The organism is Nonomuraea montanisoli (genome assembly GCF_013363975.1).
Lineage (GTDB): Bacteria > Actinomycetota > Actinomycetes > Streptosporangiales > Streptosporangiaceae > Nonomuraea > Nonomuraea montanisoli.
On sequence record NZ_JABWGN010000010.1, the window covers coordinates 295,941 to 319,078 of the forward strand.

Genomic DNA, 23,138 nt, shown 5'->3' on the forward strand with positions numbered 1-23,138 from the left:
AACCCCGCGCGTCTCTGGGCTTGCCGGATAAATCACCTTAAACTCCGAGATCATCCCCCTCTCGGAGGACGCGTGCGACTTCGCCCCCTGGTCACCTGGGTGACCACGTTCGCCCTGCTCACGGCGACCCCCGTCATCCCGGCTCACGCCGACGACCCGGCCCCGTCCTCCGAGACGTCCGCGCAGCCCACTCCTCCGGAGGAGAAGCTGGAGGACGGCCTCGCGCTCGACCGGGGCCCGGTGCGGGCGATCGTCGAGCTGACCGACCCGGCCCAGCGCGAGCCGATCGCCGCCAAGGCGGCCGAGGAGAGCGTGGACGTGGTGCTGCGCTCGCGGACGCAGCCGTTCATGGTCGTGGAGGGCACGGCCGAGGAGCTGGCCGCGCTGGCGGAGGACCCGCGCGTGAGCTCCGTCCACCGCGACCGCGCCTATCCCCCGGCCGAGGTGTCCAACCTCCAGCTCATCGGCGCCGACCAGGCGCACGCGCAGGGGTTCAAGGGCAGCGGACAGGCGGTGGCCGTCCTGGACACCGGCATCGACCTGGACCACCCGTCGTTCGGCGGCCGGGTCGTGGAGGAGGCGTGCTTCTCCGCCGTGGAGGACGGCGTCACGTCGCTCTGCCCGAACGGGCAGACCAGCATGATCGGGCCCGGCGCGGCGAACGCCGTCACCGACAGGTGCCTGGCCGGCGGGGTGAACCTGTGCGAGCACGGCACCCACGTCGCCGGCATCGCCGCGGGCGCCGAAGGGGTCGCCCCCGAGGCGAAGATCGTGGCCATCCAGGTGTTCAGCCGGGTGGACGACGAGAACGTGTGCGGCGAGCCGTCCTGCCTGCTGGCCTACGAGTCGTCGCTGCGGCTGGCCATGGAGCACGTGGCCGAGCTGTCCACGCCCGTCGCCGCGGTGAACCTCAGCCTCGGCGGCATGCTCTTCGACACCTCCTGCGACACCAGCGAGGAGGGCCAGGTCTTCAAGCCGCTGGTGGACGCGCTGCTGGCCAGGAACATCGCGACCGTGGTCGCGGCCGGCAACGAGTACTACGACGGCGTCTCCTTCCCGGCGTGCGTCTCCTCGGCCGTGGCCGTCGGCGCCAACGACGGGAACGACGCCATCGCCGACTTCTCCAACCGGGGCGAACTGGTCGACCTGTTCGCGCCCGGGGTGGACATCGAGTCGTCGGTGCCGGACAACCAGAAGGCCGTGCACAGCGGCACCTCCATGGCCTCGCCGCACGTGGCGGGCGCGCTGGCGCTGCTGAAGGCCAAGTCGCCGGACACGCCGATGACCGAGCTGATCGCCAAGCTCACCTCGACCGGCAGGCCGTACGCGTACCGTGCGAACGACAAGGACGTGGTCACGCCGCGCCTCGACGTGCTGGCGGCGCTGGGCGGCGCGAGCCCGCAGCCCACGGTCAGCCAGACGCCGGCCCCGGCCCCGACGGGCGGCGACCCCGCGCCCGACCCCGCGCCGGACCCCACCGACGGCAGCGGCCCGACGCCCGAGCCCGACCCGGTGGACGACACCCCCGATCCCACGCCCACGCCGACGTCCACCCCGGTCCCGCTGCCCACGGTCACGGTCACGGTGACGATCACCCCCACCCCGACCGCCGCCTCCACCCCGCCCCCGGTCTGCACGCGCGGCAAGACCGCCAAGCGGCTGACGGCCAAGCAGTGGGCCATGGAGATCCACCGCTCCAGCGGCACGATCCCCGACGCGACGCTCACCTGCTACCTGAAGCTGGCGCAGAAGGGCAGCAAGGTGTTCCCCGAGCTCACCAAGGCGTCGTCACTGGGCTCCGCGTACCGGGTGCTGAAGGCGTCGAAGACGGCGCGGCAGCGGCTGGACGCCGCGCTGCTGGCCGGCTGGCTGACCTGGGCCCACGGGACGAACGGCACGGCCAGGCTGGCGAGCGCGGAGAAGGTGCGGCTGAGCGCCAAGGCCAAGGCCGCCTCCCTGAAGAAGGCGGCCTCGGCCCTGGGCACATAGCCCGGGCGAGGAGCGGATCAGCGGCGCAGGCGCAGCGTCACTAGCTCGAACGGACGCAGGCTCAGCGCGACCGTGCCGTCCTCGCGCCACGTGACGCCGCCCTCGCGCGCGGCCTCGGCCAGAGGCCGTTCGAGCAGGTCGGTCACCGTGACCCCGCCGACCGGGAAGCCCGCGGTCAGGGTGGCCACGGCCCGGCCGCCGTGGGCCTCGTGGAAGCGGACGACCACGTCGCCGCTCTCGTCGTCGGCCAGCTTGACGGCCGTCACGACCACGGCGTCGTTGTCGAGCGTGACCAGCGGGGCCACCTCCGCGTCGCCGGGCAGGTGGCGCGCGGGCAGGTTGACGACGTACCCCTCGCGGACGGCGTCGCCGACCGTCGCCCCCGGCACGAGCGCGTGCCGGAACCGGTGCACGCCCTGGTCGGTCTCCGGGTCGGGGAAGCGCGGCGCGCGCAGCAGGGAGGCGCGGACCGTGGTGGTGGTGCCCCCGTCGAGGTCGCGGACCGTCCGCGTCACGTCGTGGCCGTAGGTGGAGTCGTTGACCAGGGCGATGCCCCAGCCCGGCTCCTCCAGGTGCACGAAGCGGTGGTTGCACGCCTCGAACTTGGCGGCCTCCCAGCTCGTGTTGGTGTGCGTGGCGCGGTAGGCGTGGCCGTACTGGGTCTCGGAGGCGTACCGCTCGGCGCGGACGTCCAGCGGGAAGGCCAGCTTGAGGAACTTCTCCGTCTCGTGCCAGTCGACCTCGGTGTCGATGTCGAGCCGCTTGGCGCCCGGCCGCAGGCCGAGCACCTGGGTCACCTTCGAGCGGCCGAAGGAGCGGGTCACCCGGACCGTACCGGGCTCCTCCCCCGGCGCCACCTCCTCGGCCTCCACCAGGTCGGTGCCGGTGTTGCGGTAGAACGCGTCCACGTCCCAGGCGTCCCACATGTTGGGGAAGTCGGGGTGGAGCTGGAGCAGGTTGGCCGTCTGGCCGGGGGCGACGGCCTCGCGTCCGGCCGCGAGGTCGTGGACGGACACCACCAGGCCGCGGCCGTCCACCTCGACCCGCAGCAGGCCGTTGTCCAGGACGTGGCCGCCGCCCTCGCGCGGGCCGACGGTCGTGCCGCCGGCCGTGACGGGGGCCTGGGCGCCGCCCGCGGGGACGCCGTCCCGTGTGTGCGGCGTGGAGTTGAACAGCAGCGTCCCGGCGCCGGCGTCACCGGCGAGGGCCCGCTGGGCGGCGTCGATGATCGCGTTCAGCTCCTCGGCGACGGCCGCGTACGTCTTCTCGGCCTCCCGGTGCACCCAGGCGATCGACGAGCCCGGCAGGATGTCGTGGAACTGGTGCAGCAGCACGGTCTTCCACAGCCGGTCGAGCCGCTCGTACGGGTAGGGATGGCCGGCCCGTACGGCGGCGGTCGCCGACCACAGCTCGGCCTCGCGCAGCAGGTGCTCGCTGCGCCGGTTGCCCTGCTTGGTCCTGGCCTGGCTGGTGAGCGTGGCGCGGTGCAGCTCCAGGTACAGCTCGCCCACCCAGACGGCCGGGCGCGGGTGCTCGGCCTCGGCCTTGGTGAAGAACTCGGCGGGCGTCTCCCAGGTGACGACGGCCGAGCCCTCCAGGTCGCGCATCCTGGCCGCCTTGGCGACCATCTCGCGGGTGGCGCCGCCGCCCCCGTCGCCCCAGCCGGTGGGGGCCAGGGAGTGCCGCGCCAGGTCCTTGTCCTTGAAGTTGCGGGCCGCGTGGGCGATCTCGCTGCCCTTCATGGAGCAGTTGTAGGTGTCGACCGGCGGGAAGTGGGTGAAGATCCGGGTGCCGTCGATGCCCTCCCACAGGAACGTGTGGTGCGGGAACGTGTTGGTCTGGCTCCACGAGATCTTCTGGGTGAGCAGCCATCGGGAGCCGGCGGCCTTGATGATCTGCGGCAGGCCGGCGGCGAAGCCGAACGTGTCGGGCAGCCACACCTCGTCGTTCTCGATGCCGAACTCGTCGAGGAAGAACCTCTTGCCGTGGACGAACTGCCGGGCCATCGCCTCCGAGCCGGGCATGTTGGTGTCGGACTCCACCCACATGCCGCCCGCCGGGACGAACCGTCCGGACGCCACCGCCTTGACGACCTTGGCCCACACCTCGGGCCGGTGCTCCTTCACCCACGCCCACTGCTGGGCCTGCGACATCGCGAAGACGAACGAGGGCTCGCTCTCCAGCAGCGCGGTCATGTTGGAGGTGGTGCGGGCCACCTTGCGGACCGTCTCGCGCAGCGGCCACAGCCAGGCCGAGTCGATGTGCGCGTGGCCGACGGCGCTGACGCGGTGCGCCGACGGCGCGGCGGGCGTGGCCAGCACGCCGGCCAGGCACTCCCGGGCGGCGGCCGCGGTGCCGTTGACGTCCTGGAGGTCCACCGCGTCGAGCGCGCGCTCGATCGCCCGCATGATCTCCCAGCGGCGGGCTCCCTCGACGGGCAGCTCCGCCATCAGCTCGCCGAGCACCTCCAGGTCCATGACGAGCTGCCACACGGTCTCGTCGAAGACGGCCAGGTCCATCCGGGCCAGCGTGTACTGCGGCTGCGTCCCCGCGGTCTCCTTGTCGCCGAGCGGTGTCGGCAGGAACGGGTGGTAGTCGAGGATGACCGGGTTGGAGGCGGCCTCGATGTGCAGCCGCACCTCCTCGCCGCCCTCGACGGGCGCGCCGATCCGGACCCAGTCGTTGAGCGGGTGCAGGCCCTTCACCGGCGTGCCGTCGGGGCGGTAGACCAGGCCCTCGCACTGGAAGCCGGGCATGTTCCGGTCGAAGCCGAGGTCGAGGATCGCCTCCACGGTACGGCCCGCCCACTCCGGCGGCACCGTGCCCGTGACGGTGAACCAGCTCGTCCCCCACGGGGCGCCCCAGCGGTCGCCGGCCGCGATCGGCTCGGGCGTGGCCGACAGGCCCTCCGCGACGGGCACCGGCTCGCCGGGGGCGTGCCAGACGGCCACGTCGAGGGGCACGGACTCCGGGTGGACGGCCGGCCGGATGCGCTCGTCGAGGACCCGCTTCAACCGGCCTTCGACAAGCTTGCGGTCGTCATGCATCTGAACTCCTGATTGCCTGGATGGCTAACCTTTGATCGCGCCTTCCTCGACGCCTCGGAAGAAGTACCGCTGGAGCGCCGCGAACACGACCACGATAGGCACGAAGGAGATCATCGTGCCCGCCGCGATCAGCCGCGGGTTGGAGGTGAACGTGCCGTTCAGGTACTGCAGCCCGACCGTCAGCGTGTAGTGGTCGGGGTCGGTCAGCACGATGAGCGGCCACAGGAAGTCGTCCCACGCGCCGATGAACGTGAAGATCGTGATCACGCTCAGCATGCCGCGGACGTTGGGCAGGCCGATGTGGCGCAGCCGCTGCCAGGCGGTCGCCCCGTCGATGACGGCGGCCTCGTCCATCTCCTGCGGGATCGCCGCGAACGCGGTGCGCATGAGCAGGACGTTGAGCATGGCGATCGCCCCGGGCAGTGCCACGCCGAGCAGCGTGTCGGCCAGGCCGAGGCTGCGGACGGTGACGTACTGCGACACGATCGTCACCTCGCCCGGCAGCACGAGCGTGGCCAGGAAGAGGCCGAGCAGCAGCTTCGCGCCGCGGAAGCGCAGCCGGGCGAGCGCGTACCCGGCCATGGTGGCCCCGATGACGTTGCCCGTGATGACGATCGCGGCCACCACCAGCGAGTTGGCGGCGTAGGACCAGACGGGGATCGCGTCGGCCACCTGGGCGTAGTTGTCCAGCGTGGGGTGCTCGGGCAGGAAGGTCGGCGTCCGGGAGTAGACGTCCTCGGTCAGGCTCTTCAGCGACGTGGAGAGCTGCCACAGGAACGGCGACACGGTCAGCGCCAGCACCAGCAGGAGCAGCGCGTACCGCAGCGCCTTCTCGGCGGGGCCCGCGGCGGCCAGGCCGCCGGGACGGACGCGCTTGGCGTGTGCCGCCATGTCAGGCCGCCTTCCTGTCGAGCCGCAGCAGCAGGAGCATGGGGCCGATCGTGATGACGAACAGCACGATGCTGAGCGCGGAGGCGTACCCCAGGTGGCCGGAGAAGCCGCGGGTGTAGAGCTGGATCAGCATCACGACCGACATGTCGCGCCCGCCGGGCCCGCCGGTGCCGTTGGACAGCACGTACAGCTCGGAGAACACGCGCAGCGCCGAGACCGACACCAGCACCGAGACCAGCAGCATCGTGTTGCGCACGCCGGGCACGGTGACGCTCCAGAACCTGCGCACCGCGCCGGCGCCGTCGACCGCGGCGGCCTCGTGCAGCTCGCGGCGCACGTTGCCGAGCGCCGACAGGTAGATGATCATGTAGTAGCCGAGCCCCTTCCAGACCGTCAGGCTGATCGCGCTGAACAGCAGCAGCCAGCGGTCGGTGAGGAACGGCACCGGCGCGGCGACGACGCCCAGCCACTGGGCGAAGCCGTTGACCAGGCCCCGGTCGTCCAGCACCCAGCCCCAGATCAGCGCGACCACCACGGCCGAGGCCACCACCGGCGTGTAGAAGGCGGTGCGGAAGAACGTGATGCCGGGCAGCCGCTTCTCCACCAGGATCGCGAGAAGCAGCGGCAGCATGGTCAGCAGCGGCAGGCAGACCAGCATGTAGACGATGCTGTTGACCAGCGCGTCGGTGAGCTGGGAGTCGTCCAGCGCCCGGGCGAAGTTGGCCAGGCCGGTGAAGTGGCCGCCGCCCAGCGGCTTGGCGTTGGTGAACGCCAGCACCACCGTGTTGAGCGACGGCCAGAGGTTGAACACCAGCAGCCACACGACCGCCGGCGCCACCAGCAGCCAGGGCGTGAACCAGCGGCGGTGGGTCATCAGTTCTGCAGCAGCTCGTCGCACTTGGCCACGGCCTTGTCCAGCGCCTCCTTCGAGGTGACCTCACCGCTGATCGCCAGCGCGAACTGCTGCTTGACGATCTTCTTCATCGCCTCGGTGAGCGCGACCGGCTCCAGCATCTTCGCCTTGGCCAGCGCCGCGAAGGCCATCACCTTGGCGTCGCCGGCGTTGGTGCCGTCGCTCTTGCTGAAGAACGGATCGTCCGCCGAGGCCTTGGTGCTGGGGAAGATGGCCACCAGGTGGGCGAAGGCCGCCTGGTTCTCCGCGTTGGTCACCCAGCGGGCCAGCGCGAGGGCCGCGGGCGTGTTCTTCGACTTCGCCGACACCGACAGGCCCTGGACGTACAGCGGCGGGGTGCCGAAGGCCGGTGACGGCACCACCTTGGGGGCCAGCGACGGGTTGTCCACGGCCAGGCTGGTGATGTAGTTGCCGCCGCCGGTCGTCCAGGCCACCGTGCCCTCGTTGAAGAGCTTGGCGTTGCCGGCGTAGGTGTCGGTGAGCACGTCGCGCGGCAGCAGGCCGTCCTTGAACGCGTCACGGTACTTGTCGAGCAGCGCGGCGGCCTCGGGGGTGTTGAAGGTGAAGCTCTTGCCGTCGTCGGACATCAGCTTCACCCCGGCCTGCACGAAGTCGCCCAGCTCGGGCTTGCGGCTCATCAGGTAGACCTTGCCGCCGGACTTCTCCTTGAGCGTGCGGGCCTGGGCGACCAGCTCGTCGAAGCTCGCCGGCGGCTTCTTGGCGTCGAGGCCGTTCTCGGCCATCAGCTCGGAGTTCCAGTAGTTGACGTCGGTGTTGAGGTACCACGGGTAGCCGTAGACGCCCTGGACGCCGGGGTAGGTGTAGGCCGACAGGCCTCCGGGGACGTACTCGTCCTTCACCGCGGGGTCGGCCTGGGCGACGTCGAGCAGCAGGCCCTGCTTGACGAGGGGCAGCGCGAACTCGGGCGGCAGGTTCGTCACGTCGGGCAGCGAGCCGCCGGCGGCCTGGCTGAGCACCTTGTCGGAGTAGCCCTCCCCGGGCTGGTCCAGCCACTCGACCTCGACGCCGGGGTACTTCTTCTCGAAGGAGTCGATGACCTTCTGCATGTAGTCGGTGAACTTCGGCTTCAGCGCCCACGTCTGCAGACTGACCTTGCCCTTCACCTCGCCCGTCGCCGTCGCGCCAGGCGCAGCGGCCGGCTGCCCCGTGTCCCCCAGCCCGCAGCCGGCGGCCGCCAACACGGCGGCCAGACCCAGACCTGACCAGTACCTACGCATGAAGCTCTCCTCGGAGAAGGCGCTAAACCGCTATAGTTGCCGGACTATTCACTGGCTAGACTCTGCTGTCAATAGGTGACATCGAGTTGTGAAGGAGTCGCGGGTGGCTCGACCGACGATCGCCGACATCGCCGAGCGGGTCGGCGTCTCCAAGGGCGCGGTCTCGTTCGCGCTCAACGGGCGTCCCGGTGTGGCCGAGGCGACGCGGGCCCGCATCCTGCAGGTCGCCAAGGAGATGAACTGGCGCCCGCACAGCGCGGCCCGGGCCCTCGGCGGGGCCAGGGCGGACGCGGTCGGGCTGGTGATCGCCAGGCCCGCCAGCACGCTCGGCGTGGAGCCGTTCTTCGCCCAGCTCCTGTCGGGGCTGCAGGCGGGGCTGTCGCGGCAGTCGGTCGCGATGCACCTCATGATCGTCGAGGACGTCGAGGCGGAGACGGAGGTCTACCGCGACTGGGCCTCCGCGCACCGCGTCGACGGCTTCATCATCGTCGACCTCAAGGTCCGCGACCCCCGCATCGAGGTGCTGGAGGAGCTCGGCGTGCCGAGCGTGGTGCTGGGCGGCCCGGGCAGGCACGGCTCGCTGTCCAGCGTGTGGGCCGACGACCGGGAGGCCATGCTGTCGGTCGCCGACTACCTCGCGGCGCTCGGCCACCGGCGGCTGGCCCACGTCGCCGGCCTGCCCGAGTTCCACCACACCCAGCGGCGCATGCGGGCGCTGCGCGACTCCAGCCGCCGGCTCGGCCTGGCCGAGACGGTGTCGACGACCACCGACTTCAGCGACGCCGAGGGCGCCGCCGCGACCCGGGCGCTGCTGTCGCGCGCCCGGCGGCCCACCGCGATCGTCTACGACAGCGACGTGATGGCCCTGGCCGGGCTGGGCGTGGCGGGCGAGATGGGGGTACGGGTGCCGGACGAGCTGTCCATCGTGGCCTTCGACGACTCGGTGCTGACCCGGATCGCGCACCCCGCCATCACCGCGCTGTCGCGCGACACCTTCGCCTACGGCCGCCGGTTGGCCGAGGTCATGCTGGCGCTGATCGAGGAGCCGGAGCGCCGGCGGGACGTGAAGACCGCCACGCCGCGGCTGGTCGTCAGGGAGAGCACGGCGCCGCCCGGGGCTTGGCAAGGCGACTAAACCGGTTTAGGGTTCGCGGGAGATCGACTCATCTCCCGGAGGACGCGTGCCCCTGTCCCACCCCATCCGTTTCGGCGCCAACTACGTGCCCTCGGCAGGTTGGTTCCACGGCTGGCTCGACCTTTCCCCCGACTCGGTCCGCCGCGACTTCGACGACCTCGCCGGGCTCGGGCTGGACCACGTCCGGGTCTTCCCGATCTGGCCGTGGATCCAGCCCAACCGCGCCCTGATCAGGCGGCGGGGCATCGACGACCTGCTCCAGGTGATCGACATCGCCGCCGAGTCCGGCCTGTCCGTGGCCGTGGACCTCCTCCAGGGACACCTGTCCAGCTTCGACTTCCTGCCGTCCTGGGTGCTCACCTGGCACCGGCGCAGCGTCTTCACCGATCCCGAGGTCCGCGACGGCATCGCCGCGTACGCGGACGCCGTCGCCCGCGCGGTCGCCGGTCACCCCGGCGTCTTCGCCGTGACCCTCGGCAACGAGGTGAACAACCTCTACCCGGCCAACCCGACGACGCCCGAGGCGTCCGCCCGCTGGGCGGCCGAGCTGATCGACGTCGTGCGCGCCGCCGCCCCGAACCTGCTGTCCCTGCACTCCCTGTACGACGCGACCTGGTACGACCCCGGCCACCCGTTCCACCCCGCCGACAACGTGGACCTGGGCGACCTGACCACGGTGCACTCGTGGGTGTTCAACGGCGTCTCCGCCCTCGACGGCCCGCTCGGCCCGGCCACCGTCACGCACGCCGACTACCTCGTCGAGCTGGCCGCCGCCACCTCGGCGGACCCGGCCCGCCCGGTCTGGCTGCAGGAGGTCGGCGCGCCCCGCCCGGACGTCCCGGAGGCCGACGCGCCGCGGTTCGTGCGCGGCACGCTCGACGCGGTCACCGCCAACCCGGCCCTGTGGGGCGTCACCTGGTGGTGCTCGCACGACGTGGACCGCGCCCTGGCCGACTTCCCCGAGCGCGAGTACGACCTGGGCCTGTTCACGGTCGACCATCGGGCCAAGCCCGCGGCCCTGGAGCTCGCCTCGGCGATCCGGGAGCACCGAGAGGGACGCCGCCCGGCGGCCGGCAGGCCCGCGCTGCTGTGCGACGTGGACCTCAGGACGGAACCGGAGCGCCGGGCCGAGGTCGCGCCGGGCAGCGCCTTCCACGCCGAGTGGGTCAGGCTGCGCCAGGCCGGCCCGCTGGCCATCGTCACGAAGGGCCGCGCGGACGACGCCGCCCACCTGGCCGCCCGCGGAATCGAGGCCGTCCTGACCCCGGCATGACCCCGCACGCCCAAGGAAACGACAGGAGGAGACCCGGATGCGACTGTCACCCCGGTTACCCCGGCTCTGCGCGGTGCTCACCGCCACGGCCCTCGTCGCGGCCACCGCCCCGGCCGCCTCGGCTCTCTCGCGGAGCACCGCGACCGGCTCGGCTCTTGCGCGGAGCACCGCGACCGGCTCGGCTCTTGCGCGGAGCGCCGCGACCGGCGGCCAGCCGTACGCCTCGTACTGGTACCCCGACACGATCCTCGGCTGGGACCCCGCCACCGACCCCGACGCCCGGTTCAACCGCTCCCGGGTGCCGCTGCGCCCCCGCACCTCCTCGCCCCGCCTGAAGGCGAACGCGAACGCCCGGGCCGGGGAGGGCCGCGTCGCCTCCCTGGTCTCCTTCGCCCCCACCTCCGGCAACCCCTCGCAGGGCTCGCTCACCGCCGACTACTACGCGTTCACGTACTGGCAGTACGTCGACACGCTGGTCTTCTGGGGCGGCTCGGCCGGCGAGGGCCTCATCCTGGCCCCCAACCCGACGGTGATCGACGCCGCCCACCGCAACGGCGTCAAGGTCTACGGCACCGTCTTCTTCCCGCCCACCGTCTACGGCGGCCGGATCGAGTGGGTGCGCGACTTCGTCAAGAAGTCCGGCTCGACGTACCCGGTGGCCGACAAGCTCGTCGAGGTCGCCCGGCACTACGGCTTCGACGGCTGGTTCGTCAACCAGGAGACGGCGGGCGGCGACGCGGCCCTCGCCACCGAGCTGCGCTCGCTGATCACGTACGCGCGGGGCAAGGGCCCGACCGAGTTCATGTGGTACGACGCCATGACCGAGGACGGCTCGATCTCCTGGCAGGACGGCCTCACCCCGGCCAACGACGCGTTCTTCGCCGACCCGGACCGGGTGGCCGACTCGATGTTCCTCGACTTCGGCTGGTCCGCCGGCCGCCAGCGCGCCTCCCGCGAGCGGGCCAGGTCACTCGGCCGCGACGAGCACGACCTGTTCGCGGGCATCGACACCGAGGCCGCCGGCTACGACACGGCCGTACCGTGGGAGGCGGTGTTCCCGTCCGGCCGGCCGCACGTCACCTCGCTGGGCATCTACCGTCCGGAGTGGACGTGGAAGTCGGCGAGCGGGCCGGCCGACTTCCGGGCGCGCGACTCCCGGTTCTGGGTGGGCGCCAACGCCGACCCGTCGAACACCTCGACCTCCTCACCGTGGAAGGGCCTGGCCCACTACATCGCCGAGTCCAGCCCCGTCACCGCCAAGCCGTTCGTGACCGGCTTCAACACCGGGCACGGCGACTTCTACAACGTCGGCGGCGCGCGCGTGCGCGACGGCGGCTGGAACAACCTGTCCGTGCAGGACGTCCCGCCCACCTACCGGTGGATCGTGGAGTCCGCGGGCAGCAGGCTCACCCCGTCCATCGACTACGGCGACGCCTACGAGGGCGGCTCCTCCCTCCGCCTCACCGGCCGCCTCGACGCGGTCAACACCGTGCGCCTCTACCAGACCCGGCTCCCCGTCGCCGCCGGCACCCGGCTGTCGGTCGTGCTGAAGACGCCGCAGGCCGGGGCCACCCACCTGAAGGCGGCGGTGGCCTTCGCCGACGCGCCCACCACGTTCACCACCTTCGACCTCGGCGCGACCGGCGGGACCGGCTGGGAACGCCGGACCCTCGACCTGTCCGCGCACGCGGGCCGGACGATCGCCCAGCTCGCCCTGCGCGTCACCGGCTCCGCCGACGCCTACGACATCCGGGTCGGGCAACTCGCCGTGTACGACGGCGCGATCGACGAGGTGGCCGCGCCGTCCGGGCTGACCGTGCTGGGCGCCACCGACGTCTCCCCCACCCGCAAGGCGCTGCGCCTGTCCTGGACCGGCGCCGGGCGGCCCCACCACTACGACGTCTACCGCCGCGACCCCGACGGCTCGCGTACGTACCTGGGCGCGACGCCGAACGACGCGTACTTCGTGCCGGCCCTCGACCGGGCGGGCGCCGAGACCACGACGACGATCGAGGTCGAGGCGGTCGGCGCAGAGTACGGCCGCTCGACCCCCGCCACCGCCACGGTCACCTGGTAGGTCCCGCCCGCGTTCCCACCAGACCCTCGAGCGGAGGGCTGGTGGGAACGACGCGCCGCGGCGCTCTCCCCGGTGCCCGCGACAGCCGTCATCCGTAGAGGTCCGCCAAGGTGATCAGCCGCACGTCGCGGTCGTCGCGGAGATCCGCGTCGAAATCCGCTCCGCTGTAACACGTCAGCAGCGTGTCGCGCGTGTCGTACCCCTTCACCGCCAGCAGGTCGCGCGCGCGCCGCAGCCGTGCCACGTGGCCCGCCGTCATCCTCCTGTCCCACTTGGCCTCTCCCAAGGAGAGGACGCGTCGGGGGCGGCCCGGCTCCTCCTGGGCGAGGACCGCCACGTCGACCTCGATCTGCGTGCGGTTGTGCGGGTCCGCGACCGTGCCCGCCGCCACCTCGCCCGGCAGTTCGCCGAACACCTCCGGCCCCGCGGACATCGCCCACTCCCGGCAGATCTCCTCGAAGTGCGGGCCCACCACCTGCGAGAGGAACGTGGCCTGAGAATTCGCCCAGGCGGCGTCACGGTCGCCCCGGTCCAGACGGGTCCATTCGCGCCGCATCACGGCTTCGTAGAAGACGATGAGCGGCTCGCGGATGCGGTACAGCGTCTTGCCCTTGCGGAAGGCGTCGGCCTCGCGGCCGATCAGGCGGGCGTCCTCCAGGACCGTGAGCTGGTGACCGATGTCCGGAGACTTCCTGCCGATGTGGTTGGCGATGCCGCCTCTTGTCGCGTTGCCGGAGGCGATGGCGCCGAGCACTCCGTGGTAGAGCGCCGTGTCGCGAATGTCGGTCTCCTCGGCCAGCAGGTAGCGCGCCTCGCGGAAGAGCGGCGTCTGCGGGTTCAGCACCGTGCGGAGCACCCAGGGGCCGAAGTCCGCCAGCGACTCGGGCGAGTCGCCCGCCACGAACTCGCGCCGGTACGCGGGGGTGCCACCGACGATGGAGTGGACGAGGACGGCGAGGCGCGGATCGCCGATGTTCCAGAACTTCGCCGAGGCGCGATAGTCCAGCGGCCGGACGATCAGTTCGAGGCTGGCCCGCCCCCGCAGGGGGGCGTTGCCCGCCAGCAGGCGGCCCATCACCCCCAGCGCCGAACCGCACAGCAACAGGCGCGCCTCGCCCCGCCGTGCGGGACCGCGGGGGTCGAGGGCGTGCTGGATCAGCGAGGGCAGGGCCGGCGAGGCCTTGCTGAGGTACGGGAACTCGTCGATCACGATGAGCCCGCGCGGAATCACCGCGAAGAGCCGCTCCAGTGCCTCTTCCCAGTCGTCGAACGCGTATCGGCCGCCCCCCGTGTGAGCGGCCAGGGCCTGCCCGAAGCGCGCCAGAGACTCGATCTCCGTCGCCTCGGTCGCCGCGAAGAAGAACCCGTCGACCTGCCGGGCGAGCGCGTCAAGGAGATAGGTCTTCCCCTGACGGCGCCTGCCACTGACGATGCCCAGCCGGACGTCCGGACTGGGGGAGGTGGCGAACCTGGCCAATCCCTCCCATTCACGGTCACGGTCGAAGACGTGAGCGGGTTTGGCGAGCCTCGCGGACATGTTAGAACCATATACCTAAGGACTGTACTTCTAAGGAGCATACTTCTAAGCACCTCTCCGAAGACGGCCGCGTACGTCCGAGATGTGTCGCTTAGGGTGGCTTCATGGACGCAGGCAAGGCGATCTTCGAGACCGTGGACAAGCTTCGTCAGCGGCGCACCGCCCCGCTTGTCCTGGAGCTGGACCTCACCGAGGGCCTCACCGAGGGGCCGCCCACCGATCCGTTGTCGGCCGTGCTGTCCATGCGCAAGCCGCGCCTGTCCGACGTGCTCGCCGGGCTCAAGCGCGGCCGCGACGACTCCCGGGTCAAGGCGCTGGTCGTGAAGATCGGCGGGAACCCGCTCGGGCTGGCCGTGGTCCAGGAGCTGCGGCAGGCCGTGACCCGGTTCCGCGCCTCCGGCAAGCTCACGGTCGCCTTCTCTGAGACCTACGGCGAGTTCGGCAACGGCACCGTCCCCTACTACCTGGCCAGCGCCTTCGAGCGCGTCTACCTCCAGCCCAGCGGCGACGTCGGGCTGACCGGCGTGGCGCTGGAGCAGCGCTTCGTCAAGGGCGCGCTGGGCAAGCTGGGCGTCGGGTACGAGATGGGCCAGCGGCACGAGTACAAGACCGCCGCCAACACCTTCACCCAGGACCACATGACCGAGCCGCACCGGGAGTCGATGGAGCGGATCGTCGGGTCCGTCGTCGACCAGGTCGTGGCGGGCATCGCCGAGGGGCGGCGGCTGGACCCGGCCAAGGTGCGCGAGCTGATCGACCGGGGCCCGTTCATCGGGTCCGAGGCGGTCGAGGCCGGGCTGGTGGACGGACTCGCGTACCGGGACGAGGTGTACGACGAGGTCAAGAAGGCCGCCGGCAGCGAGGCGCACCTGCAGTACGTCTCCCGCTACGCCCGGGCCGCCATGGTGCGGAAGCTGCCCAACCCCACGGCCGACGGGGTCGCCCTCGTCCAGGGCCACGGGCAGATCAGGATGGGCCGCAGCGGCCGCAGCCCGCTCGGCGGCGGCGGGGCGATGGGGTCCGACACGGTGAGCGCCGCGCTGCGCGCCGCCCGGCGCGACGACCACGTGAAGGCCGTCGTGTTCCGGGTGGACAGCCCCGGCGGCTCGTACGTCGCCTCCGACACCGTGTGGCGCGAGGTGGTGCTGACCCGCAAGGTCAAGCCCGTCATCGTGTCGATGGGCGACCTGGCCGCCTCGGGCGGCTACTTCGTCTCCATGGCCGCCGACGTGATCGTCGCCCAGCCGGGGACCCTGACCGGCTCGATCGGCGTCTTCGGCGGCAAGCCCGTCCTGTCCGAGCTGCTGGAGCGGATCGGCGTCAACTCCGAGCTGGTGGCCGGCGGCGCGAACGCCGGGATGTTCTCCACCACGCGCGGCTTCTCGCCCGAGCAGTGGGAGCGGGTGAACGCCTGGCTGGACCGCATCTACGACGACTTCGTGGGCAAGGTGGCGCAGTCGCGCGACCTGACCCGCGAACGCGCGCACGAGCTGGCCCGGGGCCGGGTCTGGACCGGCGCCGACGCCCGGGAGCGCGGGCTGGTGGACGAGCTGGGCGGGCTGGAGGACGCGCTGGCCGTGGCGCGCAAGCGGGCGGGTCTGGCCGACGACGCCCCGGTGCGGGTCTACCCGCGCATCCACCCGCTGGAGCGGCTGCGCGGGGCGGAGTCGAGCGAGGACAAGGCGGCGGCGCTGGCCCGGGTCCGGATCGACGCGTGGGGGCCGCTGGCCCGGCTGTCGGCCGAGCTGGGGCTGCCGGCCGCGGGTCCCCTGGCCCTGCCCGGGTGGTACGCCATCCGCTGACGAAGCCGCGCGGGCCGTTGCCGGAGCCGAGAAGGGTCAGCCGCCCATCGGGCGGTAGCGGCCGCGCAGGCGGATCAGCGGGGCCAGGGTCGGGGTGATGTAGGGGACGTTCACCACGCGGGCCAGGAACAGCGTGTGGTCACCCGCCGGCACCACCTGCGTCGTCTCCGCCTCCAGAGCGGCGACCCCGTTCTCGACGACGATCGCGTCCGAGTGCGGGCCGCGGTGGTGCGGGACGCCCGCCACGAGGTGGCGGGCGCTGGGGCGGCCGGCGGTGGCGAAGCGGCTGGCGATGGCCGCCTGGCCGGACGACAGGAGTGAGGCCGCCCACCGGTCCTGCCGCAGCAGCACCTCGCAGAGGTAGCCGCCACTGGCCAGGCTGACCAGGACGAGCGGCGGGTCGAGCGAGACCGACATGACCGCCGACACCGTGGTGCCGAGGTCGTCACGCCCGTCCCGTACGGTCACCACCGACACCCCGGCGGCGAGCTGGGCCATCGCCTCCGTGAATTCCAACGTCCCCTCCGACGGCGGGTCGCGACGGGCCCCGCGGACGGCGGGGCCCGTCACCGGGTCAGGCCAGCCCGTTGCTGGTCAGCCACTCCTTGGCGACCGTGGCCGGCTCGTCCTTGTTGACGCTGATCTTCTGCATCATGTCCAGCAGCGACTGCGTCGTGAGCTTGGCCGAGACGGCGTCCAGGGTGGTCCTGATCGTGTCGGTCGCCGCGGCCTTGTTCACCAGGGGCGTGACGTTCTGCGCGGGGAAGATGTTCTTCGGGTCCTGCAGCGGCACGAGGTTGTTGGCGGTCATCTTGGGGTCGGTGGAGAAGACGTTGCCGACCTGGATGGAGCCGTCCTTGATGGCGTCGGCCGTGGTGGGGCCGGTGGGCTTCCACTCCTTGAACTCCAGCCCGTACACCTCCTTGAAGCGCGCCTGCCAGCGCTTCTTGAACTCGGGCGGGCCGCCCACGGTCATGGTCTTCGACACCTTGGCCAGGTCCTCCATGCTGTTGAGGGACTGCTTGGCCTGGGTGTCCTTGGTGATCGAGAGGGTGTCCTTGTCCTCGGCGGGCGAGGAGGCGAGGACCTCCAGCTCGGCCGGGAGCTTCTCCTTCAGCGCCGCGTTGACGTCGTCGGTGGTGCTCGCCTTGTTCTGCAGGTCGACGAAGGCGAGCAGGTTGCCGTTGTACTCGGGCACGATCGTCAGCCCGCCGCTCTTGACCTGGTCGTAGACGACCTCGCGGCTGCCGATGCGGGGCTTCTCCTCCACCTTCACGCCCTTGGACTCCAGCGCCTGGGCGTAGATGGAGCCCAGCAGCACGCTCTCGTCGAAGTCGAACGAGCCGATGACGGCCTTCCCGCCGCCGCCACCGCCGCCCGTCGCGGAACCGCTGGGCGCCGCGCTCGTGGTGTCGAGCGGGTTGCCGCCGCCGCCACCGCCGCACGCGGTGAGGGCCAGCGCCGCCGTCAAAAGCACCGCCGCGGTGCCGAATCTACGTCTCATCACGTTGTTTCCCTTCCTGAGGCCACCTGACGGACCTTGACCCGCCGGCTCACGCCGGGCGAGACCGTCGTCCGCTGGAGAAGCGTGAAGACGAGCTGCACCGCGAGTGCGAACAGCACAATCAGTACAGAACCCCCGACGACGCTCGCGTAATCCTTCGTCGCGAAACCGTCGATCACGAACCGGCCGAGCCCGCCCAGCCCGGTGTACGCGGCGACCGTCGTGGTCGCGACGACCTGGATGGCCGACAGCCGCAGCCCGAGCAGGATGAGCGGCAGCGCCACCGGCACCAGCACCCGGCCGAGCACCTGCCCGCCGGTCAGGCCCATCCCGTACGCGGCGTCGCGCAGCTCCGGATCGACCCCGCGGATCCCCTCGAACGTGTTGACCAGGATCGGAGGGATCGCCAGCAGCACCAGGGGAATGATCACCGGCAGGATCGAGGCGGTGCCGAGCAGCAGCACGAACAGCACCAGCAGGCCCAGCGTGGGCAGGGCCCGGGCGAGGTTGGCGGAGATGACCACGATGACGCCGCCGCGGCCGGTGTGCCCGATGAGCAGCCCGAGCGGGATCGCGACCAGCATGGCCAGGGCCAGGGCCAGCGCGGAGAACTCCAGGTGCTCCAGCAGCCGGGCGGGGATGCCGTCGGGGCCGGACCAGTTGGCCGGGTCGCCGAAGAAGTCGCTGAGCCAGCTCACGATGCCCTCCTCGCCCGCACCCACGGGGTCAGCAGCCGCTGCGCGAGGACGAGCAGTCCGTCGGCGACCAGCGCGAGCGCCACGATGAGCACGATGCCGACGATGACCGGCGGCAGGAACGGGTTCTGGTAGGCCCGGGTGAACAGCATGCCGAGGCCGCCCTGGCCGATCAGCGCGCCGACACTGACCAGGCTGATGCTGGAGACCGCGACGACCCGCAGCCCGGCGAGCACGACGGGCACGGCGATCGGCAGCTCGACCTGGACGAGGCGGCGCAGCGGCGTGAAGCCCATCGCCACGGCCGACTGGCGCACGTGGTCGGGCACCGAGCCGAGGCCGTCCACCACGGCGGGCAGCAGCACGGCGATCGCGTAGAAGGTGAGCGGGATGATCACCGTGGTCTTGGACAGGCCCGTGACCGAGATGAGCAGCATGAAGACCGGCAGCGACGGCAGCGCGTACACGACGTTGAACACGCCGGCCGTCGGCTGGTAGAGCCATCGCCAGCGGGCGCTGGCCAGGCCGAGCGGCAGGGCCAGCACGAGGCCGGCGACGATCGGCACGAGCGACATGACGAGGTGGTCGCCGAGGAGGTCCTTGATGCTGCCGACCCGGCCGGTGTCCCAGTTGCGGGCGATCCACTCCCACAGCGACGGGGGCCCGTCCGCGATCAGGCGCGACAGCAGCGGCTCACCCATCGGCGGCCTCCGCGAGCGCCTCGTCGAGGGCCTCACGGGTGGCCACGCCGGCCACCTTGCCGTCCTCGCCGACCGCCACCGCGCATCCGGACGGCGACAGCAGCGCCGCGTCGAGGGCGGAGCGCATGGAGTCGCGGCCGGGCCGGAACGTGCCGTACGGCTCCGGCTCGCCGCCGCCGTCGCCCCGCAGCCACCCGACCGGCCGGCCGTCGTCGGAGACGGCGAGCACCCAGGGCTCCGGCGAGCCGCCGGAGAAGCCGGCGGGCACGGTCAGGTCGGTGCGCAGCCGCAGCCCCTCGGTGCCGACGAACTGCAGGCGGCGGATGCCCCGGTCGTGGCCCAGGAACTCGCGGACGAAGTCGTCGGCCGGCTCCGACAGCAGCGTCTTGGGGTCGGCGAGCTGCGCCAGCCGCCCGCCGACGCGCAGCACGGCCACGCGGTCGCCCAGCTTGATGGCCTCGTCGATGTCGTGGGTGACGAAGACGATCGTCTTGTTGAGCTCCGCCTGGAGCCGCAGCAGCTCGTCCTGCAGGCTGGTGCGGACGATCGGGTCGACGGCGCTGAACGGCTCGTCCATGAGCAGCACGGGCGGGTCGGCGGCCAGCGCCCTGGCCACGCCCACGCGCTGCTGCTGGCCGCCGGAGAGCTGGAACGGGTAGCGCTCGCCCATCGCGGGGTCGAGGCCCACGCGTTCGAGCAGCTCCATGGCCCGGCTGCGGGCCTTGCCGCGGTCCCAGCCGAGCAGCAGCGGGACGGTGGCGACGTTGTCCACGATCTTCTTGTGGGGGAAGAGGCCGGCCTGCTGGATGACGTAGCCGATGCCGCGCCGCAGCTTGGGCGGGTCGATGTCCTGCACCGGGTCGCCGTCGAGGAGGATGCGCCCTTCCGTAGCGTCGATCATCCGGTTGATCATCCGCAGGGACGTCGTCTTGCCGCAGCCCGACGGTCCGACGAACACGGTGATCTCGCCCGTGGGCGCCTCGAGTGACAGATTGTCCACGGCCACCGTGCCGTCCGCGTACCGTTTCGTGACGGCGTCGAATGTGATCACGCGCGACCTCTCGCTTGCCCGGGCAGGGTCGCGGCCCCCCTGCCACGACCGCCGCATGATCTCTTGGTGGCCCACACTACGGCGGCCGACAGCGGTATGTCGCGTCACCCCCGCGGTTAAACGCTTCACCCCACCAGCCGGAATTCACAACAAAACCGGATCTCTTGATGCGCCGATGGTGGCGACTTGGCATGATTGCTTCACCATCGGTCAACACCACCGAGCCCGCCCGCCCCTTCTCCACCCCCCACCGCAGCAATTCAGCAAGAGGAACCGGCCCGTGACACAGCCGCTCACCGATCAGCGTGCCCGCGCCGAGCTGGTCGCCGAGCTCTACGACAGTCACGCCGCCGGGCTGTTCGCGTACTGCGCCGACCAGCTCGGCGACCACGGCTCCGCCGCCGACGTGCTGGTGTCCGTCCTCACCAGCGTCCCCGCGACGGCCCCGCCCCGCGCCGCGATGTACGCGCTCGCCCGCCGTGAGATCCAGCGCCGTGACGTCGTCTACGCGCCCCCTGTCGTCGACCCGCTCATCGATCCCGCCTCCGCCCTGGTGGAGCGCACGCTGCACGAGCTGCGCCCGCACCACCGCGAGGTGCTCCTTCTGTCCGAGGTGTGCGGCCTGGACCGCGCCGAGCTCGCCTGGGTGCTCGACGTGGCGCCCGACACGGCCGGCGAGCTGGTCGGCGCCGCCGCGCACCGCTACCGCCGGCTGCTCGGCGCCGCACTCGACCGCGCCGCCGCCCGCCGCATGCCGAAGCCGGTGGCCGACGTGTACGGCGCGCTGGGCGTCTCGCCGCTGCGCGACGTGCTCGGCCGCCTGCCGTGGCCGGAGCCGCCCGGCACGCTCCGCATCCACTTCGCCGGGTCCCGGTCGCCCGACGCCGCGCCGATGTTCGTCAGGCCGCGCTGGCCGGTGCCGCCGGTCTGGCCGCTGCCGCTCGGCGAGCGCGACCCGCTGACGAGCACGGGGCTGTTCCCGGCCGAGCTGCTGAAGCCGCCGTCGCCGTCCCGCGTGCCGCCGCACGAGGCGACGACCGAGCCGATGCCCAAGGTGGGCGACCCGCTCGCCGCGACCGACCGGGCCCGGCCGAGCACGGGTCTGGTGCGGCCGTGGCAGGCGTTCACCTCCGCCCGCGACCAGGGGCTCATCCCGAAGCGGCCGGCGCCCGAGGATCGGGCGCGGCCGGGAGGGTCCGGGGAGGGGGCACGGCTGGAAGGGGCCGGGGAGGGGGCACGGCTGGGAGAACGGCCGTTCTTCCTGCCGGGAGGCGGCGACGCGTTCGCCACGGGCGACGTGTTCCCGCCGGCGGGCGGCCCGCGGTCCGCACGGGGCCGCGCGTCCTCGGCGCCGATCCCGGGTGACGTGCTGGACGACGAGTCGGCCACGCAGGAGATGCCCGCGATCCGCGACACGGCCCGCCCCGGCGACCCGGCCGCCCGCACGCCGACCGGCCCGCCGGCCCGGACGGCGGGCGAGGGCGCGCCCGGCAGCCTGTTCGCGCGGCGCGACCGGGCTCCCGAGCCGATCTACCGCATGCCGCTCCCGGCGGACGCACCGGCCGGGGCCGCGCCGTCCCTCACCGGGCCGTCCCCCAGCGGCCCGGCCGCCGCCGCGCCGTCCCCCACCGGACCGGCCGTCCCGGAGGCCATGTCGGGAGGAGCGGTTCGGGACGCCAAGCCCGGACGAGACGCCAAGCCGGGACGAGCCGAACGGGACGCCGAGCCCGGACCGGCCGGCGGATCGGCGAAGTCCCGCGAGGAGGCCGCGCCCACGACGCGGCCCGGCAAGGACGCCAAGGCCAAGCCCCGCTCCGGCAAGGGCGGCCCGGCCGACCGGCTGCGCTCCGGCGCCCCGGCCAAGCCGCTGCGTTCGGGCAAGAACGCCCCGCGCAAGAGCGCCTCACGCAAGGGCGCCCCGCGCAAGGGCGCCCGCCCGCGCCGCGGCGGCCGGCACCACGACTGGGCGTGGGAGCTGATCGGGTTCCTCATGTGCGTGGCGATCGCGATGATCGTGTTCTTCTCGGTGCCCGCGATCCTGAGCCCCTGACGGGCTCCCGGCGTGCGGGGATGTCAGCCGGCGGACAGGATCAGTCCGCTGGTCGGCACCCCCGTCCCCGCCGTCACCAGGACGTGCTCCACCCCGGACACCTGGTTGGCCGACGTGCCGCGGATCTGGCGCACGGCCTCGGCGATGCCGTTCATGCCGTGGATGTACGCCTCGCCGAGCTGCCCGCCGTGCGGGTTGACCGGCAGACGGCCGCCCAGCTCGATGCCGCCGTCGCGGACGAACCCGGGCGCCTCGCCCCGGCCGCAGAACCCGAGCTCCTCCAGTTGCGCGAGGACGAACGGGGTGAAGTGGTCGTACAGGATGGCGGTCCGCACGTCCTGCGGCTTGAGCCCCGACATCTCCCACAGCCGGCGGCCGACGACGGACATCTCCGGAAGGCCGCTCATGTCGTCCCGGTAGTAGCTGGTCATCATCATCTGCCCCTCCGCCGAGCCCTGGGCGGCGGCCGTGACGACGGCGGGCGAGCGCCGCAGGTCCCGCGCCCGCTCGGCGGAGGTGACGACGAGGGCCACCGCCCCGTCGCTCTCCTGGCAGCAGTCGAACAGGCGCAACGGCTCCACGATCCAGCGCGACGCCTGGTGCTCCTCCAGCGTGATGGGCCGCTGGTAGAACCAGGCGGCCGGGTTGGTGGCGGCGTGGCGGCGCATGGCCACGGCGACCCGGCCGAAGTCCTCGGACGTGGCGCCGTAGGTGTGCAGGTAGCGCTGGGCGAACATCGCCACCCAGGCCGCGGGCGTCATCAGCCCGAACGGGACGTGCCAGCTCATCTCCAGCCCCTGCGAGGTGGGCTGGCCGCCCAGCCGGGCGTCGGGCTGCCCGAAGCGCCGGCCGGAGCGCTCGTTGAAGGCGCGGTAGCACACGACCGTGCGGGCCATACCGGTGGCGACGGCCATCGCGGCGTGCGCGACGGTCCCACAGGCGGCGCCCCCGCCGTACTCGACCCGGGAGAAGAACGTCAGCTCGCCCGCCCCGATCTCCCTGGCGACGGCGATCTCCTGGTTGGTGTCCTGGGTGAAGGTCACCATCCCGTCCACGTCGGACGGGTCGAGACCGGCGTCGTCCAACGCCGCGAACACGGCCTCGGCGGCCAGCCGGAGCTCCGACCGGCCGGAGTCCTTGCTGAACTCGGTGGCGCCGATGCCCGCGATGGCGGCTCGCGTTCCGAACACGTACTGGCTCCTTTGACGTCGTCGCGTGCGCGGGCACGGCGGATC

At 72.4% G+C, this 23,138-nt stretch carries 17 protein-coding genes; 6 read left to right on the plus strand and 11 right to left on the minus strand.

The features are described from left to right. Positions 1-72 precede the first annotated feature (72 nt). Positions 73-1,989 carry a S8 family peptidase gene (locus HTZ77_RS47665; protein ID WP_175592423.1) on the plus strand — a complete coding sequence of 639 codons (1,917 nt, stop codon included), beginning with the start codon at positions 73-75 and terminating at the stop codon, positions 1,987-1,989. 17 nt (positions 1,990-2,006) lie between these two features. On the opposite strand, the gene HTZ77_RS26700 is transcribed toward HTZ77_RS47665, so the two are convergent. From HTZ77_RS26700 to HTZ77_RS26715, 4 genes are read right to left on the minus strand one after another with little or no spacing between them, the layout of a single operon-like run. Then, complete coding sequence (locus HTZ77_RS26700; protein WP_175592424.1) at positions 2,007-5,036, minus strand: alpha-mannosidase; 3,030 nt, start codon at positions 5,034-5,036, stop codon at positions 2,007-2,009. Between the two features lie 24 nt (positions 5,037-5,060). Then, positions 5,061-5,927: a carbohydrate ABC transporter permease gene (locus tag HTZ77_RS26705; RefSeq protein WP_175592425.1), complete on the minus strand. Its 867-nt coding sequence runs from the start codon at positions 5,925-5,927 to the stop codon at positions 5,061-5,063. A 1-nt stretch (position 5,928) separates the two neighbouring features. Continuing rightward, positions 5,929-6,801, minus strand: coding sequence for a carbohydrate ABC transporter permease (locus HTZ77_RS26710; protein WP_175592426.1), 873 nt, complete (start codon positions 6,799-6,801; stop codon positions 5,929-5,931). Continuing rightward, on the minus strand, positions 6,801-8,078 hold the full coding sequence (locus tag HTZ77_RS26715; RefSeq protein ID WP_175592427.1) for an ABC transporter substrate-binding protein: 1,278 nt from the start codon (positions 8,076-8,078) through the stop codon (positions 6,801-6,803). Before HTZ77_RS26715 ends, HTZ77_RS26710 begins: the two co-directional genes overlap by 1 nt. Positions 8,079-8,181: 103 nt before the next feature. On the opposite strand from HTZ77_RS26715, the gene HTZ77_RS26720 reads away from it, so the two are divergent. The 3 genes from HTZ77_RS26720 to HTZ77_RS26730 are packed head-to-tail and all read left to right on the plus strand — an operon-like array spanning position 8,182 to position 12,563. After that, positions 8,182-9,213 (plus strand): LacI family DNA-binding transcriptional regulator, encoded by a 1,032-nt coding sequence (locus HTZ77_RS26720; protein WP_175592428.1) that lies wholly within the window; start codon positions 8,182-8,184, stop codon positions 9,211-9,213. A gap of 46 nt (positions 9,214-9,259) precedes the next feature. Further along, a complete protein-coding gene (locus HTZ77_RS26725) occupies positions 9,260-10,486 on the plus strand; it encodes a glycoside hydrolase 5 family protein (RefSeq protein ID WP_175592429.1) in 1,227 nt (408 codons plus the stop codon). A 37-nt stretch (positions 10,487-10,523) separates the two neighbouring features. Beyond that, entirely contained in the window at positions 10,524-12,563 is a 2,040-nt protein-coding gene (locus HTZ77_RS26730; protein WP_175592430.1) for an endo-beta-N-acetylglucosaminidase, read from the plus strand. Positions 12,564-12,651: 88 nt separating this feature from the next. Here HTZ77_RS26730 and HTZ77_RS26735 read toward each other — a convergent pair whose 3' ends face one another. Beyond that, entirely contained in the window at positions 12,652-14,100 is a 1,449-nt protein-coding gene (locus HTZ77_RS26735; protein WP_175592431.1) for an AAA family ATPase, read from the minus strand. A gap of 104 nt (positions 14,101-14,204) precedes the next feature. On the opposite strand from HTZ77_RS26735, the gene sppA reads away from it, so the two are divergent. Continuing rightward, the gene (gene sppA / locus HTZ77_RS26740) at positions 14,205-15,902 is read left to right on the plus strand and encodes a signal peptide peptidase SppA (protein WP_175592432.1); all 1,698 of its coding nucleotides are present in this window, start codon (positions 14,205-14,207) and stop codon (positions 15,900-15,902) included. 36 nt (positions 15,903-15,938) lie between these two features. On the opposite strand, the gene HTZ77_RS26745 is transcribed toward sppA, so the two are convergent. The 5 genes from HTZ77_RS26745 to HTZ77_RS26765 all read right to left on the minus strand — a co-directional run bounded on the left by HTZ77_RS26745 (position 15,939) and on the right by HTZ77_RS26765 (position 19,853). Continuing rightward, complete coding sequence (locus HTZ77_RS26745) at positions 15,939-16,400, minus strand: flavin reductase family protein (protein ID WP_175592602.1); 462 nt, start codon at positions 16,398-16,400, stop codon at positions 15,939-15,941. 76 nt (positions 16,401-16,476) lie between these two features. Continuing rightward, complete coding sequence (locus HTZ77_RS26750) at positions 16,477-17,406, minus strand: ABC transporter substrate-binding protein (RefSeq protein ID WP_175592433.1); 930 nt, start codon at positions 17,404-17,406, stop codon at positions 16,477-16,479. Continuing rightward, the gene (locus HTZ77_RS26755; RefSeq protein WP_175592434.1) at positions 17,406-18,104 is read right to left on the minus strand and encodes an ABC transporter permease; all 699 of its coding nucleotides are present in this window, start codon (positions 18,102-18,104) and stop codon (positions 17,406-17,408) included. Before HTZ77_RS26755 ends, HTZ77_RS26750 begins: the two co-directional genes overlap by 1 nt. After that, a complete protein-coding gene (locus HTZ77_RS26760) occupies positions 18,101-18,802 on the minus strand; it encodes an ABC transporter permease (RefSeq protein WP_175592435.1) in 702 nt (233 codons plus the stop codon). The genes HTZ77_RS26755 and HTZ77_RS26760 overlap by 4 nt, the downstream gene beginning before the upstream one ends. Further along, a complete protein-coding gene (locus HTZ77_RS26765; protein WP_175592436.1) occupies positions 18,795-19,853 on the minus strand; it encodes an ABC transporter ATP-binding protein in 1,059 nt (352 codons plus the stop codon). The genes HTZ77_RS26760 and HTZ77_RS26765 overlap by 8 nt, the downstream gene beginning before the upstream one ends. Before the next feature lie 280 nt (positions 19,854-20,133). Between HTZ77_RS26765 and HTZ77_RS26770 the strand changes: the two genes are divergently transcribed. Then, on the plus strand, positions 20,134-21,903 hold the full coding sequence (locus tag HTZ77_RS26770; RefSeq protein ID WP_175592437.1) for a hypothetical protein: 1,770 nt from the start codon (positions 20,134-20,136) through the stop codon (positions 21,901-21,903). A gap of 23 nt (positions 21,904-21,926) precedes the next feature. On the opposite strand, the gene HTZ77_RS26775 is transcribed toward HTZ77_RS26770, so the two are convergent. Further along, the gene (locus tag HTZ77_RS26775; protein ID WP_175592438.1) at positions 21,927-23,093 is read right to left on the minus strand and encodes a lipid-transfer protein; all 1,167 of its coding nucleotides are present in this window, start codon (positions 23,091-23,093) and stop codon (positions 21,927-21,929) included. Between the last annotated feature and the right edge of the window lie 45 nt (positions 23,094-23,138).

Excerpts from the sequence above, each read along its gene's own strand:
- HTZ77_RS26700 (WP_175592424.1), bottom strand. The coding sequence starts at position 5,036 with ATGCATGACGACCGCAAGCTTGTCGAAGGCCGGTTGAAGCGGGTCCTC.
- HTZ77_RS26705 (WP_175592425.1), bottom strand. The coding sequence starts at position 5,927 with ATGGCGGCACACGCCAAGCGCGTCCGTCCCGGCGGCCTGGCCGCCGCG.
- HTZ77_RS26710 (WP_175592426.1), bottom strand. The coding sequence starts at position 6,801 with ATGACCCACCGCCGCTGGTTCACGCCCTGGCTGCTGGTGGCGCCGGCG.
- HTZ77_RS26715 (WP_175592427.1), bottom strand. The coding sequence starts at position 8,078 with ATGCGTAGGTACTGGTCAGGTCTGGGTCTGGCCGCCGTGTTGGCGGCC.
- HTZ77_RS26730 (WP_175592430.1), top strand. The coding sequence starts at position 10,524 with ATGCGACTGTCACCCCGGTTACCCCGGCTCTGCGCGGTGCTCACCGCC.
- HTZ77_RS26735 (WP_175592431.1), bottom strand. The coding sequence starts at position 14,100 with ATGTCCGCGAGGCTCGCCAAACCCGCTCACGTCTTCGACCGTGACCGT.
- sppA (WP_175592432.1), top strand. The coding sequence starts at position 14,205 with ATGGACGCAGGCAAGGCGATCTTCGAGACCGTGGACAAGCTTCGTCAG.
- HTZ77_RS26745 (WP_175592602.1), bottom strand. The coding sequence starts at position 16,400 with ATGGCCCAGCTCGCCGCCGGGGTGTCGGTGGTGACCGTACGGGACGGG.
- HTZ77_RS26750 (WP_175592433.1), bottom strand. The coding sequence starts at position 17,406 with ATGAGACGTAGATTCGGCACCGCGGCGGTGCTTTTGACGGCGGCGCTG.
- HTZ77_RS26760 (WP_175592435.1), bottom strand. The coding sequence starts at position 18,802 with ATGGGTGAGCCGCTGCTGTCGCGCCTGATCGCGGACGGGCCCCCGTCG.